Origin of the sequence: Alkalimonas cellulosilytica (assembly GCF_036325985.1) — a bacterium.
Classification (GTDB): Bacteria; Pseudomonadota; Gammaproteobacteria; order Enterobacterales; family Alteromonadaceae; genus Alkalimonas; species Alkalimonas cellulosilytica.
Genome location: NZ_JAUHLI010000003.1, coordinates 21,654 through 38,926, shown reverse-complemented (window position 1 = coordinate 38,926; position 17,273 = coordinate 21,654). Strand labels below are relative to the sequence as shown.

General features: G+C 52.1%; 10 protein-coding genes. 2 read left to right on the top strand and 8 right to left on the bottom strand.

Translation table 11 applies throughout. The annotated features are described in order from the left end of the window. The first annotated feature begins 273 nt into the window (after positions 1-273). Positions 274-3,345, top strand: coding sequence for a family 20 glycosylhydrolase (locus tag QWY20_RS03560; RefSeq protein WP_330127664.1), 3,072 nt, complete (start codon positions 274-276; stop codon positions 3,343-3,345). Here the strand turns inward: QWY20_RS03560 and QWY20_RS03555 are convergent. The 4 genes from QWY20_RS03555 to QWY20_RS03540 are packed head-to-tail and all read right to left on the bottom strand — an operon-like array spanning position 3,339 to position 7,672. Next, entirely contained in the window at positions 3,339-4,826 is a 1,488-nt protein-coding gene (locus QWY20_RS03555) for a M81 family metallopeptidase (RefSeq protein ID WP_330127848.1), read from the bottom strand. The genes QWY20_RS03560 and QWY20_RS03555 overlap by 7 nt on opposite strands. Next, on the bottom strand, positions 4,826-6,361 hold the full coding sequence (locus tag QWY20_RS03550) for a sodium:solute symporter family protein (protein WP_330127663.1): 1,536 nt from the start codon (positions 6,359-6,361) through the stop codon (positions 4,826-4,828). Before QWY20_RS03550 ends, QWY20_RS03555 begins: the two co-directional genes overlap by 1 nt. 33 nt (positions 6,362-6,394) lie before the next feature. Continuing rightward, the gene (locus QWY20_RS03545; RefSeq protein ID WP_330127662.1) at positions 6,395-6,796 is read right to left on the bottom strand and encodes a RidA family protein; all 402 of its coding nucleotides are present in this window, start codon (positions 6,794-6,796) and stop codon (positions 6,395-6,397) included. A 12-nt stretch (positions 6,797-6,808) separates the two neighbouring features. Further along, complete coding sequence (locus QWY20_RS03540; protein WP_330127661.1) at positions 6,809-7,672, bottom strand: SIS domain-containing protein; 864 nt, start codon at positions 7,670-7,672, stop codon at positions 6,809-6,811. Between the two features lie 152 nt (positions 7,673-7,824). Here QWY20_RS03540 and QWY20_RS03535 point away from each other — a divergent pair, with 152 nt between their 5' ends. After that, positions 7,825-9,021, top strand: coding sequence for an alanine racemase (locus QWY20_RS03535; RefSeq protein WP_330127660.1), 1,197 nt, complete (start codon positions 7,825-7,827; stop codon positions 9,019-9,021). 15 nt (positions 9,022-9,036) lie between these two features. Here QWY20_RS03535 and cls read toward each other — a convergent pair whose 3' ends face one another. The 4 genes from cls to QWY20_RS03515 all read right to left on the bottom strand — a co-directional run bounded on the left by cls (position 9,037) and on the right by QWY20_RS03515 (position 17,246). Then, positions 9,037-10,428 (bottom strand): cardiolipin synthase, encoded by a 1,392-nt coding sequence (gene cls, locus QWY20_RS03530; RefSeq protein ID WP_407935395.1) that lies wholly within the window; start codon positions 10,426-10,428, stop codon positions 9,037-9,039. Positions 10,429-10,628: 200 nt separating this feature from the next. Continuing rightward, positions 10,629-11,147: a cell division protein ZapC domain-containing protein gene (locus QWY20_RS03525; protein WP_330127658.1), complete on the bottom strand. Its 519-nt coding sequence runs from the start codon at positions 11,145-11,147 to the stop codon at positions 10,629-10,631. 131 nt (positions 11,148-11,278) lie between these two features. Then, a complete protein-coding gene (gene pyrD / locus QWY20_RS03520) occupies positions 11,279-12,289 on the bottom strand; it encodes a quinone-dependent dihydroorotate dehydrogenase (protein ID WP_330127657.1) in 1,011 nt (336 codons plus the stop codon). Positions 12,290-12,401: 112 nt separating this feature from the next. Continuing rightward, positions 12,402-17,246 (bottom strand): NAD-glutamate dehydrogenase, encoded by a 4,845-nt coding sequence (locus QWY20_RS03515; RefSeq protein ID WP_330127656.1) that lies wholly within the window; start codon positions 17,244-17,246, stop codon positions 12,402-12,404. Positions 17,247-17,273: the final 27 nt, after the last annotated feature.

Below are 17,273 nucleotides of genomic sequence, written 5' to 3'. Positions count from 1 at the left end.
TGATAACTGCTTTATACCCAAGCTCATTGTTACTTTGTACCAGAAAGAGCAAAAAGTAAACAGTTATTTTTGCTTTTTTATGCTATAAATTCTGCGACCTTTATATAAACCACTTGTAAGACAGTGTTTTTGATGTTACCAAGTAACAATCATGATTCAAAAAAGAGATCCGTAATGCCACTTAAAAATCCTGGACTGATAATCCTACTGATGGTGCTGTTCATCCCTGCTCCCGCCCTGTCCTCGCAACCATGTCAGCAAAAAGCTTGCCTGATGCCATTTCCTCAGCAGTTGGAATGGTTAGACAGTGCCCCCCTGCACTTACCTGAGGCCATCAACTGGCACTTTCCCGAGCAGCATACCACCATACTTCTACCGGCTTTAGAGCGTATGCTGAAACGTCTGCAACAGAACAAGCCACAACTTCGCTTTGCCGCAGATGCCCCAGAACTGCTGCGTATCACCATCGCTGACGAGCAGCCTTTTCTCTGGCCACAGCTGAAGCAGGATGAGTCTTACCAGCTAAAGGTTGATGTCAGTGGCATCCAGCTGAGTGCACATACCCACCTTGGCGTATTGCATGGCCTGGAAACCCTGCTGCAACTGGCCGGCACCGGCAGCCAACTGCCAGCAGTTCTGATCAAGGATAGCCCCCGCTTTGCCTGGCGTGGATTGTTGCTGGATCCGGCCCGCCACTTTTTACCGGTCGAAACCATTAAACGCCAGCTGGACGCCATGGCCGCGGCAAAACTGAATGTGCTGCACTGGCATCTAACCGATGATCAGGGCTGGCGCATAGAGTCAAAGCGCTTTCCTAAATTGCATCAGATAGGTGGCACAGACGGCTACTACAGCCAGGATGACATCCGTTCTGTTGTGCGTTACGCGGCCAAACGCGGCATACGGGTCGTACCGGAAATTGATGTGCCAGGTCATACTACTGCACTCGGTGCAGCTTACCCCGAGTTGATGTCGATGCCTGGCCCAACACAACCGGAAACACACTGGGGCATACATCCGGCGGTACTGGACCCAACCAATGAGCAGGTGTTTGTGTTTCTGCAGCAATTACTCGAAGAAGTCACCAGCCTGTTCCCGGATGCCTATCTTCATATTGGTGGTGATGAAGTCTTGCCCGATCATTGGCAGCAAAACCCAGCGATACAGGTATTCAAACAGCAACACGGTCTGGCGGATCATCTGGCGCTGCAAACCTGGTTTAATCAACGCTTACTTTCTATCTTGACCAGATTGGATCGCCGCATGATTGGCTGGGATGAGATTTTAACTCCCGACTTGCCAGCTTCCAGCCTGGTGCAATCCTGGCGTGGGCTTGACTCTGTGGTCGAAGCCGCCAAAGCCGGGCATGATGTGATCCTCTCCACCGGCTACTACCTGGATCAGCCCCAATTTGCCAGCTATCACTACCGTATAGACCCCTTACCCACACCAAGCCCTAAGCACCCCGACCACTATCAGGCCTGGTCGGGCTGGCAGTTTGATATACCTCGGTTACGCGGCGCTCCGATTCGTGGTGAGCTCTACCTGGTGTTTCTGGACAACCATGAAGTCCAGGGTTTTATCGACTTTGCTGGTCGCAGCAGACAGCAGCTGCAGCACCTGGAACTGGAAGCTAATCGTTTGCGCTTTCAACTGGATAGCTGGATGGGGCCACTGCAGGCTGAATGGTCGCTCGGCGAAGAGCTCAGCGGTGAGCTGGTGGTTGGCAATGCCCCTTACAGGGTGCATGGCAGTCAATTGGCCTGGTACAATAGCAGCCAGCCGTTACCAGCAGGGGTGGCAAGGCCAGCGCTAAGCAAGCAAGAAGCCACCAGAGTGCTGGGGGGTGAAATCGCGCTTTGGGGCGAGCTGGTCAATGCCGAGGTGATTGATCGCCGGCTATGGCCACAAGCCCTGGTGGTAGCAGAGCGGCTCTGGTCCTCTGCGGAGCTGACCGATGAGGACTTCCTTTATCAGCGCCTGGCAAAGCTGGACCCCTGGCTGGAACATTCGCTGGGTTTGCAGCATCGACAACAACAACACAGTGGACTGACCAGACTGGTGCATGCAGAAGGCATGGCCGCCATGCAACAATTGCTGATTGGCCTGGAGCCAGCCCATTACTACCACCGGCTGCATGAGCGCTCTGTGCGCCGGCAGTATCATAATCAGGCCCCACTGGATCGGCTGGTGGACTTTTTACCGGCCGAAAACGAGCAGTTGCGACAGCTCGAACGATTGCTCAGCCGCTGGCAGCATGACCATACCATTAGCCTTGCGCCATTGCAGCAGCAACTGGAGCACTGGCAGCAACTGCCAGATACTTTGCTGCCTTATTTAACTGACTCTGACAAGGCGCAAGAATTAAAGCCCATTATTCTCCAATTAAGCAAACTGGCCAGCTTAGGGCTTGAGCTGATGCAACAGCCTGCAACCAATCCAAAGCAGCTAGCAGCAGCCCGCCAGCTCTGGCAGGAAAGTCGTGTTATTCAGGCAGAGCTGGTACTGGCCGCTCACCGGTTGATCCAACCTTTGCTCACACAGCCCATCAGCACGGTATGGGTACCTGCAGGCACCTTTACCGCTGGTATTGAAGGACCAGCCTTCGGACCGGATCAGTACTTGTATCTGGTCAATTATCAGCAGCAGGGCAGCATTGGCCGCGTTGATCCACAAGGCCAGACCAGCTTAGTGCTCAATTTACCAGAAGGTAGTATTGGCAATGGTATTCGTTTTAGCTCGGATGGTGATCGGATGTTTATCGCGGACTATAGCCGCAACCGGATCTGGCAATACCAAATGGACAGCCAGCAACTGACAGAACTGCTGCACCAACCAGCCATGCATCAGCCGAATGATCTTGCGTTACTACCACCGGACACCCTCTTTGCCAGCGATCCGGACTGGTCGACCGGCAACGGGCAATTGTGGCGCATCACAGCCGATGGCCACAGCCAGTTGCTGGAGGCTGGCATGGGTACCACCAATGGCATTGAGGTGTCTGACGATCAGCAGTATTTGTTTGTTAACGAAAGTGTGCAGCGCCGTATCTGGCGCTATCGTATTGAGCAACAGCAGCTGACAGACAAAACGCTGATAGCCGCCTTTTCATCCGCAGGACTGGATGGCATGCGCATGGTGCAGCCAGGGACACTGGCAGTAACGCGTTACGGAAATGGCAGTGTTGTACTGCTGACTACCGATGGCAAATTGTTGGCGGAGCTTCCACTTAAGCACCAAAAGCCAACCAATCTGGCCGCCCAGTTGTGTCAGCTTTACATCACGCTACAAGATTGTGGCTGCATCGAGCGGCTCACCTTACCAAGCCAGGAGCCCCCTCACTGAGTGCAAACGGGCTTTCTCTTATCTGCTGTTTGATGAGGTTGCTCCACAATAGGCCAGATAGCCCGTGACAGCTTTTGGTAGTTGTTCTGTTTGGGATCGCTTGGATACGGCGCTTTTGCGTCCAAATACAACACCTTGGCAGCAATGGCTGCAAAGCCCTGATAGAAATGGTTGGTGGATTTAACCACCAGCCCATGACACTGCTCTGGCACTATCCCCACCGCACTGAACAGGCTGGGATCAAACGACTGACAGCGATTCGAATTTAAAATCACATCAATGCCATCAAACCGGATCCAGGCACAGGCCCCCATCGGTACCTTGCTACCAGCAAATTCTTGCCAGGCTGAAGCTCGCAGTGCTTTGACTTCAATTATTTTATCCACCGGATCACCGGCAGTGGCACAGCTTTTGCCACCAAAACGCAGTGGGATTACAGCCCCTTCTCCTGCCGCAAAACACAACTGTACCGCCATTGGATCCCAGATGGTACCAAAGGCCACCCCGGTCAGCTGCTGCCGAATCACTTCATGCAGGATCAGCGTGCCATCACCCGCGACACCACCGCCCGGGTTATCCCAGACATCTGCTAATACCACGGGGCCCTGACGGTTTAACCTCAACTGATCGACCCCCTCTTCGACTGTCAGCATGGCTGGCATGCTTTGCCCACGCAGGGCAAACAGTTCCATACCAAGCTGCGAAGCCAGCTGCTTGCTCAACTCCGGTTGGTTGTCGGTGATCACCAGCAGTTGAGTGCCCATCTCCGGCACATCGCCTGCCATAAAACCATGGATCACGGAAATAGAGAGTACCCCCGGCTGCTGTTCCAGTTGGCGGATCCTGCTAAGAAATGATTTCATTGGCTCGTTACTGGTTGGCAGCACATCAATCATTCGGCAATCGAAGCTGGCCATACATGGGATGATTTCACCACGAACCGTTGCCAGTGTCAGTTGAACCAGCTCGCGGGCCCGATCCATAAAATCCAGGTGAGGAAACTCTTTAAATGCAATGAGCAAATCAGCCATGGCAACCCGTTGCCCGGTCAGATGGCTGTGAGGGTCCAGCTCAGCAGCGATCACAGTATCAGGCCCGGTTAGAGCGCGGATCCGGCTTAGCAAGTCCCCCTCACAATCATCGTAGCCTTGTGCCACCATAGCCCCGTGCAGGCCAAGCACCACAGCATCCACCGGCAGGGCTGCTGTCAGCTGCAGTAAGATTTCATCACGCAGAAATTCGTAGGTTGCACGATTGACCAGCCCACCGGGTTCTGCCCAGCTACAGCTGCCTTCAATAAGGGTAAAACCTTCAGTAAGAGCCCGCTCACGGCAGGCGATCAATGGAGCGCTGCATAGGGTCGGTGTATCCGGGTGTTCACCAGGCGCTGCATAAAAACTATTTTTAAAGCTGGTTAGATCGGTGAACATCGGTGAGAAGGTGTTGGTTTCAGTCGCAAGCGAAGCAGTAAAAATACGCATCATACGGAGGTCTCTCCCCGGCAGTCGGCAGCTGATAAGCCGCTGTTCTTACCATCTGACTCAGCAGGTTTTGCCAGCACGTTGCTCTGCTGCAAAAAACGCTGGCGCTCTTGCCGTAACCGGCGCATGCTGGTCAAAGGCGTGATCCTTTGCTGTTGGTAGCACAAACTTATCAGCACCCCTGCAACCATGGCGCAAGTAAAAGCCGGAAGCACCGGATTGCCCCAAAACTGCAACCAATCCGGTTGCAGCAAAATACTTAACGACGTAGTCATAGCCAGTGTCACCGCTGCTAAGGCTCCCTGCCAGCGGAATCCGCGCCAGAACCGTCCCAGCAATGCAGTCACGGCCAGACCAGACATCACAGTTGCAATTAAAGAGGTGATGTAGCGAATGATATCATTGGACATCAATGCCATAGCCAATGCCAACAGTGCAACCATCACCAGGGACAGCCGGCTTAGCAACAACAAGCGCTGCTGGCTGAAACCTGCCGGGTAACACTGCTGCACCATATCACGGATAAAAATACTGACGGCAGCGATTGCATCTGAGCTGGCAGAGGATAAGGTGGCAGATACCCCGGCCAACAGAACCACCATCGCAAGCACTGCGGGCAAGACGCTGACGGCGACGGTGGCAAAGGCAAATTGGTGATCGGCCAAATCCGGTGCCGTCTGCCTCGCGGCAATGCCAATCATGGCTGGCAAGGCAGCAAACGCCAGATAAAGCAAACCGGCCAGGGTGAACGCCCGCCGTACTGTGCGGACAGAGCGGGCCGAATAAATGCGCTGTCGAAAAGAAGGCGTTGCTAAAACCCCTAGCGCAATCACCGCTGCCAGCGAGACGGCTGGGATCAGGCCAATATGGCTCAGCGCCTGCCAGCCCGACTGCGCGGCCGGAACTTGCTGTGTGAGTGCAAGCACCCCTCCGGCTTGTACACTAATGAGAACCGCCATCAATACAAAGCCGATAAACAAAATAATGGCCATGATCGAGTCCGTCCATACCACAGCCGTATAACCACCAATCACAATGTAGACGGTAAAAGCAGCGGCAATCACCAGCTTCGCGACATCTAAATCCAGACCCGTCGCCCAGGATAAATACAAAGCACCACCAATCAGGTGGGCACCTAACCAACCGAGCGAGGCAATAAAAATAAGTAAAGCAAACAGCAAACGCATCTGTGGCTGAGCACCAACATAAAAAGATAACTCTTCACTCATGGTCATAAAGCCATAACGACGCACCGGCGCGAATAACCAGGCTGCCAACAGAATTCCGCAGGCACCGCCTATGCCATACAACATCCCTGCCCAACTGTTGGTGTAGGCAAAGCCTACGGCCCCCATGCTGGTGCCTGTGCCTATCATGGTAGCCACCGTCGTTCCTAGGCTTAGCCGGGTGGAGACATTGCGACCGGCCAGCAAGAAATCCTCCCCACTTTTCTGGTGGCGACTTAACCAGAGACTCAGAGCAATCAAGGCAATGATATAGAGGCTAAAAAGCAAGTAGAATGCGGTAATGTTCATTTGGCTCCCTCGCGCCGTTAAATGACATCGCTGTCATCTATTGGCTGTTTTTTCAGGGTAAAAGCAGGTCAGGTCAACCTCCACCTTGCAATCAACCACTAAGTCAGTAACCGCGCAGATCCGTGCCGGTGGCGCATCGGCAAAGTATTCGGCAAAGACCTTATTAAACGAACTAAAGTAGCGCGCATCGGTTAAGAACACTTTCACATGCACAATATGCTCTTTGCGAAAGCCCGCCTGGTGCATGATGGTGAGACAATTCTCTATCGCCAGTCTGGACTGCTCGACAATACCGCCCTCAACCACTTCACCATCTCGCATCGGTGTCTGGCCGGAAATATACAGCCAGCCACCGGCCTCAACCGCTTTGGCAAAGGGTAATGACTGGCCACCCGTACCGGTATTGCCTTCGGTACCATAACGAATAATCGTCATCTCGTTCTCCTGTTAATCCCCAAGTGGTTGGCGTTCATCACCACCGCGATGGCTATCGAGTGATAGCTTTACCCGCCGTAACTTATCGCGCGAACGACGTTTATTGTGCTTCGCCAACTCAGTTGCCAACACATCAATCACCGCCAGCATGGCATACCGCGATGCGGATGGCTTGTAGATAAAATCCGTTTCCGGTGCCTGTATCGCCAGCAACAAGTCAGCCTCGGCAGCCAACAGCGAGTCCGGTTTGGTAATGGCAATCACTTTCGCATCGTACTGACGGGCAATGGCAGCAGCATCAATAATCTCCGGCGTATTGCCAGTCAGTGAAATCACCACCACCACATCATTGGGTTCAACTGCTGCGGCCACCATCCGACAAAGCAAGCCATCCTGATAACTGCTCACCGGCACACCAAAGCGGAACAACCGATTCTGCATCTCCAGTGAGCCAATGGATGACCCGCCCCCCATGCCCAGACAAAGGACCATTCTGGCTTGCAACAGCCATTGCACCGCCTGGTGAACATCCGCTTCCTTCAGCAATTTGCGGCTCAGATCCAGGGTATTTTTGATCGCTTCGTACACACCGTGAATGCCATCCAGATCCGGAGTTTCTTCGATAAAGCGCTGGCCTACGGCCAGAGACTGAGCTAACTTCACTTTTAACTGCCGAACATCTTTGCAGTCCACACTGCGGGCAAAACGGGTTACCGTCGCCTGGCTAACCCCAGCCTCGCGGGCCAAGGCAGCAATATTCAGCTCAGTCGCAGCCCGTACATCGGCCAGAATCAATTGGGCTACTTTTTGTTCAGAATCACTCAGTTCTACAAAACGCTCTGAAATGCGTGATAAAATATCAATCTCAAAAGTCATACAGTGAAAAACCCAATAAGAATAACCATTAAATCTACGTATTTCATAGATATTTGACTAGATACTTTGTACCATTGCATTGCAAAAGTAAACAGCGAAGTCACAGAAATTTGCCAGGATCCGGCTGGGTTCGGCATAAACCCGGAGTTGTTATGAAACACAAAGCAGATTTTGCCACCAGCAAGCCAACCCAGCTGTCCCTGCTGGATGAAGCGGTCCCCTTGCCTGCAGCGGTGATTAAAGCAGCTGCTCTGGCGAACAATATCCACTGGATGCAAAATTTCGCCAATGCCGCCGGAGTTGGCCTGGCGCCGCATGGCAAGACCAGCATGACCCCGGCTATTTTCCAGCAGCAACTCGCGGCCGGCGCCTGGGGGCTGACCGTGGCAACCCCTTATCAGGCATTGATTGCGGCTCAGGCTGGAGCTAAACGCATCATTCTGGCCAATCAGCTGGTTGGAAAAGCCAATATGGCAGTCGTAGCCGGACTACTGCAGCAAGGCGTGCAGCTGTTTGTCTGTGTTGATAACAGCAACAATGCCTGGCAGTTATCCGCTTATTTCAGCGAACTCAATTTGCGGCTGCCCTGCCTGGTTGAGCTGGGTACTCTGGCTGGTCGCTGCGGTTCACGTGATATCGATAGCAGCCTGCAACTGGCCGATACGATCCATCAGTTGGATGGGCTTGCTTTGGCTGGGGTAGAGTTTTATGAAGGGATCGCTCAGGATGAAGCCAGTGTCCGGCAATGGATCCAGCAGGCAGCCAGACTATGCCATCAGTTGCAACAACGTTATCTGGTCGGGCAAACAGCCATTTTGACCGGTGCTGGTTCGGTTTGGTACGACGTAGTTGCTGCAGAGTTGCAGAGCTTAAACACAAACAGCAGCATCGAGGTGGTCCTTCGGCCTGGCTGCTATATCACCCATGATCATCAGCTCTATGCCTGCGCACAGCAACAGGTGCAACAGCGAAGCACCCTGGCGCAGCAAGTACCGGGTGATTTGCAGCCAGCGCTGGAAGTAGCCGCTTATGTACAATCGTTGCCAGAGCCCGGCCTGGCAGTGCTGGGACTGGGTAAACGTGATATTGCTTTTGATGCAGGCATGCCCAAAGTGCTGTGCATCTATCGGGACGGCAAGGCTCTATCCCTTGATTTAACCGGCTGTGAAAGCAGAAAAATCATGGACCAGCATACCTTCTGGCATTACCCGCCAGAGCTGGCCTTGCAAATTGGAGATATCGCTATGCTGGGAAGCTCGCATCCTTGCCTCACCTTTGATAAATGGCGCTGTATCTGGCTGGTGGACGATGATTATCGGTTGTTAGCAGCAATGGACACCTGCTTTTAAGTCAACTGCAGCCAGCTACAAAACAGGTGCCATCAGATAAGCGGCCCGCGACAATGCCCGGAAGAACAGGGATTTGTTCTCGATCTCTTCCACTGTCATAATGCGGGAGCGGTCAAAATCCTGCTGGAAAATCTGCTCCAGACGCTGATTTGGCTCTTCGCCGCCAATCAATGCAGTGATTTCAAAGTTTAACCGGAAAGAGCGATTGTCCAGATTGACTGTGCCCACACTGCTGATCAGCTGGTCTACCAGAAAGCTTTTGGAGTGCAGCACGCCATCCTGATAACGATGAATTTCAATCCCAAGTTCAATCAACGGGGCGACAAATGCATAAGCAGCCAGATAGACCAGGTAGTTGTCGGTACGCTCCGGGATCAGAATACGCACATCCACGCCACGCAGTGCGGCCAATTTTAGTGCTGACAACACGCCTTCATCCGGTACAAAGTACGGGCTGGAAATCCAGAAGCGCTCTACTGCGCTATGGATCATATGCTGCATCATCAGGCTGGCGGTTTCGTGCCGATCGGCCGGGCCGGAAGGCAAGATCAGAATGGGCAAGTCAGCCCGCTCGGCAACCACAGGCTCCCAGTTGAGCTCCGGGATCATGTCACTGGACCAGTACCAATCCTCGACAAAAGACAGCTGCACACTCATCACGGCCGGCCCGGTAATTTTTAAATGGGTGTCGCGCCAATTGCCATAACGCAGGCTTTGCCCAAGGTACTCATCGCCAATATTGGCACCACCCAACCAGGCATGCTTACCATCGGTTATCACCAGTTTGCGGTGATTGCGAAAATTGAGCTGGAAGCGATTGCCGGGCCCTTTGGTGGAATGAAAGGGTCGCACCTTCACTCCGGCCTGTTCCAGCTGACGTAAATAAGGGCGGCCAAGCCGGTAACTGCCAATTTCATCGTACAATAAATAAACCGGCACCCCTTGGCGGGCTTTATCTATCAGAGCTTGCTGAAATTGCTGTCCTATATCGTCGTTACGAATGATGTAATACTGCGCCAACACATAGTCTTCAGCTTCTCGAATGCCGGCGAAAATACTGTCAAACTTTTGCTGCCCATCAACCAGATACTCGATGTCGTTGCCGGTTAAAAATGGCATCTTGGCCAAATACTCGACCGCCTGCATATTGCCGCGGATCCGGCTGTTGTGCAGTTGAAAACGATCGACACTCGACATTTTCAACTGATGTTTTAACCAGAGATCTGAGTCGGTCTCACGACGCGAAATCACATATCCCTGGAACTTGGGCCGGCCAAAAATCCAGTACACCGGTACGGTGACATAAGGAAAGGTATTGAGTGAAATAATCCAGGCAATACTGCCCTGGGAAGTACGGGAGGACATCAGCGCATCGAGCGAGGATAAAGCGCCCAGCAGGTGAAACATCAAAAGAATAGCGACTGCAGCACGACGACGTTTGCTCAGCACCGGTACACCTGGAATGGCAGGTAATGGCTTTCCCGCCACCTGGCGGATCAGAGCAGAGATTTTTTTATACATAACTGCGTATCAAGAGTCCTGCTGGATGCTGACGAAGCGCTACTATAGCAGCAAGCCAAGCTTAGCAGCAAGGCAAGCTGTTGCTGCTAAGCAGATTTACGCAGCACAGGCTGAATGCTGGGGCGCAGACGTGAAGTGAGCAAACGTAATACGGTGCCAGCAGCAAGCTGTTTCCCGGTAAGGGTGGTCACCTCAGAGAGTAACAGGCACTCAGCACAGTCATTATCGGTTTGTAAAATCAACACCTGCACCAATTGTTGACCGACCAGCTCGGCGGTTTGCCATGCCTGTAGCGGCTTGCTGTTGGCAATATCAGCAAAATACCAGCTCTTATGACCCTGAGGACGCATAAAGTTGACTGCAGCCACCGCAGTCAGAGCAAAGTACAACTGCAGTTCCTGGCTCAAGCCAGCATCCGCTAAGCTTTCCAGTGCCAGCCAGTAATGCTCGGCATCTTGCATAGTGAAGGCCTGAGCCAGCCTGGGCAGATGAAGCTGATGGCTGGCAAAAGGCGCTGGAAATGCCAGTTCGGCATTGATATCCAGCACCAGTTGATTGCGCTCCGTGCAGTGGTACCAGCTCCAGCGTTCAGTTGGTGACAACATGGTGCATCCCTAAGCTGTTAGAATTATTGATCATTTGGTGCAAGTATAACAACTTATGATCAAAGTGAAATTCGAATTTCTTCTAACAAAAAAGGATCCGATCAGGATCCTTATAAGGAGTGCAGGATCCATCACAAGCTGTCGATGATCTCAGCCAGCAAGCGAGGCCCACGGTAGATAAACCCCGTATAACACTGCAGTAAGTCCGCACCGGCAGCCAACTTAGCTTGTGCAGAGTCAGCATCGACAATACCCCCTACCCCAATCAACGGAAAATCGGCGCCAACGGCCTGTCGCAGTTGTTGCAACACTTGAGTGCTTTTTTGCTGCACCGGCAAACCACTGAGCCCCCCCGCTTCATCAGCGTATTTTAGCCCCTGAACCAGACTACGATCCAGCGTAGTATTGGTGGCGATAGCCCCATCCATTTTATTGCGCAGCAGTGCCAGGGCCACTTGCTGTACCTCAGTTTCATCCATATCCGGTGCAATTTTAACGAAGATGGGCACGTATTTATCAAACTGAGCTTGCAGGTCCAATTGCTCATTCCGCACCGTTTGCAATAAATCATCCAGTGCTTCACCATACTGCAGCTCACGCAAGCCGGGCGTATTAGGCGAAGAGATATTGACGGTAATGTAACTGGCGTGGGCATAGACTTTGCGCATGCAATGCACGTAATCGTCTTTGCCCTGCTCATTGGGGGTGTCTTTATTCTTGCCAATATTGATACCCAGCACGCCCTGGTATTGGGCTTTTTTTACATTCTCGACCAGATAATCCACGCCTTTGTTGTTAAAACCCATACGATTGATAATCGCCTGAGCTTGCGGCAAGCGAAAGATACGTGGTTTTTCATTACCGGCCTGAGGCCTTGGTGTGACGGTACCCACTTCAATAAAACCGAATCCCATTTGCCCAAAGGCATCGATGCAGTCAGCATTTTTATCCAGCCCAGCTGCCAGGCCAATAGGGTTATCAAAGGCAATGCCAGCCACAGTAACAGGTTTGGCTGGTAATTGCTGGCGCCAGGCCATTGCCAACGGGGTATGTGCCAACCGCTTCAGACTGCCCAGAGCAAAGTTATGCGACCATTCGGCATCGCAGGCAAACATCAGACTTCTGGCAAAAGGATAAAACATGGCAAGGGCTCCGCGTAAAATATCAGCAAAAGAAACCCCGGTTTCCTTGGTAAACTTACCAGGAGCACCGGGGTTATCTGGGTTAACCTGTGGGTTATTTTACCCTGTTGGCTCAGGATTTAACAGGTTCGCAGTGATGGCTTAGCAACATCAACTCACGCAAAGCCACTGAGAATTTAGCAAACTCATGGCTCTTAGTAGTTTTAAATTCTGCCAACATCATGCGCCAGCGCTCCAGCAAGGCATCGTGCTCATGCAACCAGCTTTCAATCACCGACTCGGCATCACAAGATCCGCCGCAACTACGAACCACCACAGCGGCCAGTGAGCGTTGCTGCCAATCCAGCTCTTCACGGTAACTGGCACGCGCCAGTGCCTGCCAATGATTGGCGACCGGCTGCTGCGTGATTTGTTCCAGGAACCAGTGCAGATCCAAACTGTCGCCCAACTTGAAGTAAATCTCTGCTGTCAGCGGCACTGAGGTTTGCTCTGAGTCGGCGACCTGGGCAATGTCCATCACCGAGTACACGGTGCTCAGATACGCCAGGTAGCGGGCCGTTTCTGTCGGGATCCCTTTGTCCTGATAGGCTTTGAACTGTTTATCCAGCTCGGCCATCTCCTTTTCTGCCATAAAGCGTGGCAGGTTCTCCGATACCTCTTTAAAGGCAGGTTTAAAGAACGCCAGCGTTTGCTGAATATCCAGCGCTTTATTGCGATGCCGCAGGAACCAGCGGGTGGCACGGCGCATGGTGCGACGCAGTTGGTGCAACAGCTTGGTCTGCAGACTGGCGGGAATTTTATTGTCCAATGCACGTAACGCATCCCAGTGGGTGGATATATCCAGCAAGTCGCGGGCCATGGCATAGCAAAGCATCAGTTCAGCAATACCACTACCGGTTTCTTCACGCATGCGCTGAGCGAAATTCGGGCCCATCTCATTGACCAGTTGGTTCGCCAGCTTGGTGGCAATGATTTCACCTTTTAGCGGATGCTGCTCCATCTCGGCGCTGTACTTCTTCTGCAGCACTAGTGGGAAAGCAGCAAACAACTCTTGCTTAAAGTATGGGTTTTCATAAATTTCCGGCAGTACCAGTTGCTCTTTCAGCACCATCTTGCCGTAAGCTGTCAGGATCGCAAGCTCAGGCCGGGTTAACCCCATACCACGTGCCATGCGATCGGATAACTCGTCATCCGATGGCAGGAACTCCAGCTCGCGGTTCAGCTTGCCTTCTTTTTCCAGCGTGTGGATAAAGCGGGTGTACTCTTTTAATTGATCGGCTCCCAGCAAGCCAGAGATCGAGATACTCTCCGTTTGCTGGTAACAATCTTCAATCACCAGACGGGCTACATCATCGGTCATATCGACCAACAATTTATTGCGTTGTTTTAAGGTCAGGTCACCTGCTGCCACCAGCGAGTTCAACAGGATCTTAATGTTGACTTCGTTGTCCGAGCAATCCACCCCACCAACGTTGTCAATGAAGTCGGTATTAATACGACCACCATGGGCGGCAAATTCGATGCGGCCGCGCTGGGTTGCTCCCAGGTTACCGCCCTCGCCAAAGATTTTGGCTTTAAACTCATTGCCATTTAAGCGCAACGCTTCGGTGCCGCGATCACCTACTTCAGCATGGCTTTCATTGCTGGCTTTCATGTAGGTACCAATACCACCGTTCCAGATCAGATCAACTGGCATCGCCAGACAAGCCCGGATCAGTTCGGTTGGTGTCATGGTGGCTTTGCTGGTACCCAGCATTTTCTTCATTTGTGGCGACAACTTGATGGATTTGGCGCTGCGCAGGAAGACACCACCGCCTTCAGAAATCAGCGATTTATCGTAGTCATCCCAGGTTGAAGACGGCAGTTTAAACATACGATCACGCTCTTTGTACGAGCTGGCCGCATCCGGAGTTGGGTCAATAAAGATATGCATATGGTTAAACGCCGCTTGCAAGCGAATGTGCTTGGACAGCAGCATACCGTTACCAAACACATCGCCAGCCATATCACCAATGGCCACACAGGTAAAATCGGTGGTTTGGCAATCAATGCCAATCTCACGGAAGTGCCGTTTAACCGACTCCCAGGCACCACGCGCGGTAATTCCCATGCCTTTGTGATCGTAGCCATTGGAACCACCAGAGGCGAAGGCATCGCCCATCCAGAAGCTGTACTCTTGCGATATGCCATTGGAGATATCGGAGAAGGTGGCAGTCCCTTTGTCGGCCGCAACGACCAGATAAGGATCATCTTCGTCCAAACGCACCACATCCATCGGCGGCACGATTTCGCCCTTCACAATGTTGTCGGTGACATCCAACAGGCCACGGATAAAGGTACGGTAACAGGCCTTGCCTTCATTGATAAAGGCTTCACGACCACCGGTCTCTGGCAATTGCTTACATACGAAGCCACCTTTAGCACCAACAGGGACAATCACGGTATTCTTCACTTGCTGCGCCTTCACCAGGCCGAGCACTTCGGTGCGGAAGTCTTCACGACGATCCGACCAGCGCAAGCCACCGCGGGCAACCTTGCCAAAGCGCAGGTGCACACCTTCTACCCTGGGCGAGTAGACAAAAATCTCAAAAGCCGGCACCGGTAACGGGATTTCCGGGATCAGATCCGGCTTGATCTTCATTGAGATGTAAGGTTTCTCATTGCCAAGCGCATCCGGTTGGAAGTAGTTGGTGCGTAGCACTGCATGCACAATGTCGACAAAACGGCGAATGATACGATCGTCATCCAGGTTGGCGACATGCTCCAGCTGATCAGTAATTTGCAATTCCAGCTTTTCAATCGCTTTTGCTGTGACCTTGGTCGCTGGCGAAAACTTGCCATTAAACAACTCAACAATCAGCCGCGCCAGTTCCGGATAGCGGCTAAAAGTACTTTCAATGTAGCTTTGGCTAAAGGTGCCGCCAATTTGACGCTTGTACTTCGCAATAGCCCGCAACAATGCGGCTTCACGGCCAGACAAGCCAGCTGCCAGGATCAGGCGGTTAAAGCCATCATCTTCCAGCTCGCCAGCCCAGACTTTAGCAAAAGAGCTTTGGAAATCCTGCTGAGCTTGCTCAAACTCATTTAACAGCTCACAGTTGAGCTCCATGGTAAAATTCAGGATCCAACTGACCGAACCATCCGGTGTGCGCACCGGGTATGGCGTTTCGCCAATCACCCGCAAACCAAAGTTTTCCAACATCGGCAGCACATCAGACAAATGAATAGGTTTGTCTTTGTGGAACAGGTTTAACCGCACCGCCTTGCTGTTGGTCTTTTCTTCCTGCGGCTGATAGAACAACATCTCTAAAGTATGTTCTTCGTTCAGTGCCTCCAGTTTACCAATATCCACCAGAGCATCGTTTGGCAGCATTTCTTCTTTATAACCGCGCGGGAAAGCGTTGACGTATTTGCGTGCCAGCTCACGACCTTTGGCTTCGCCATAGACGCCGACCAGGGCCGATTCCAGCTTGTCTTCCCAGGTGCGGGCCGCTTCAATCAGATTGCGTTCGATTTCTTTCACATTCAACTCGACATGACTATCGTGGATACGAATAATGTAATGGGTACGAGCCAGCACCGACTCCGAGAAGAAGGTGGTGAACTCAACCGGCTCATCGGTTTTCAGGAACTGCTGGAAGATTTGTTGTGTTTCTTTACGCAGTTGAGTGTTGTAACGCTCCCGCGGGACATACACCATGGCTGAGACAAAGCGGCCAAAGGTATCCTTGCGCATAAAGACCCGGGTCATATCGCGCTCTTGCATTTGCAGGACACCGGTAGCTACATCCAGCAAATCGGCAGGGTTGGCCTGGATCAACTCATCGCGTGGGTAGGTTTCCAGAATATTCAGCATGGCTTTGTAAGCATGGGTCCCCGGCGTGAACTCGGACATCGCCATCACCTGGGCCAGTTTCGACTTCAGCAGTGGAATATCACCAGCACTGTTGTTGTACAAGGTGGCTGAATACAAACCGATAAAGCGATGCTCACCAGTCACTTCACCTTTGTCGTTAAACTGCTTCACACCCACATAGTCGATGTAGGCTGGACGGTGTACCCGTGACTTATGGTTGGTTTTGGTCAGGATAAGCAAGGAGTCGTCCAACGCCTGGTGACGGGCATTTTCCGGCAACTCGGATAACATCAAATCTTTTGCATCAGCGCGACGCATTAAACCCAGCGCCGTATTGGCCACGCCTTCAATGCGGTAATCCCCTTTCACTGGTTTGATTTTGTACTCGCGGTAACCAAGGAAAGTAAAGTTGTCTTTCACCAACCAGTTCAGGAATTCGATGTGGTCCTTGCGCTCTTTGCTTTGCTCCTTACCTGCATCCATTGCCGGCAAATCGCTGATCACACTTTTAAGTTTTTCACGAACAACCTGCCAATCCTGCACCGATAAAGTGACATCTTCCATCACTGAGTGCAGCTCTGCAGTCAGGTTATCAATGGCAACCGGATCGGACTGACGATCAATTTCGATATGAAAGACGGTCTGGCGGGTATCGGCTTTGCTTTTGGCACCTAGTTTATCAAAGTCTTCGATGACACCCTGCTCTGTACGTTTCGCTTGCAACGGCATATGGACAAAGAAATGCGCAGAAATAGTCTGCCGGGTTAACGCCATCCGCACGGAGTCCACCAAAAATGGCATATCATGCACCACGATTTCAACAATGGTGTGCTTGGACTCCCAGCCATGACGGCTGATTTCCGGGTTAAATACCCGTATGACAGCACCATCCTGGTGGTGATTATTAAAAGTTTTCCACAGACTTAAAGCAGCGCCATACAGGTCGCTGTCATTACGACCAATCAGGTCTTCAGCAGCAATGCTACCATACAGAATGGAAGCAAATTTTTCGACCAGCGCAGGCTGCTCTTTCACTTTTTGTTGAATGAGTTTTTTTACGTTTTGTAGTAGTACAGAGGGTTGACCATCTATCAGTGCCATTTTCATATCCTTTATTTACGTCATGAC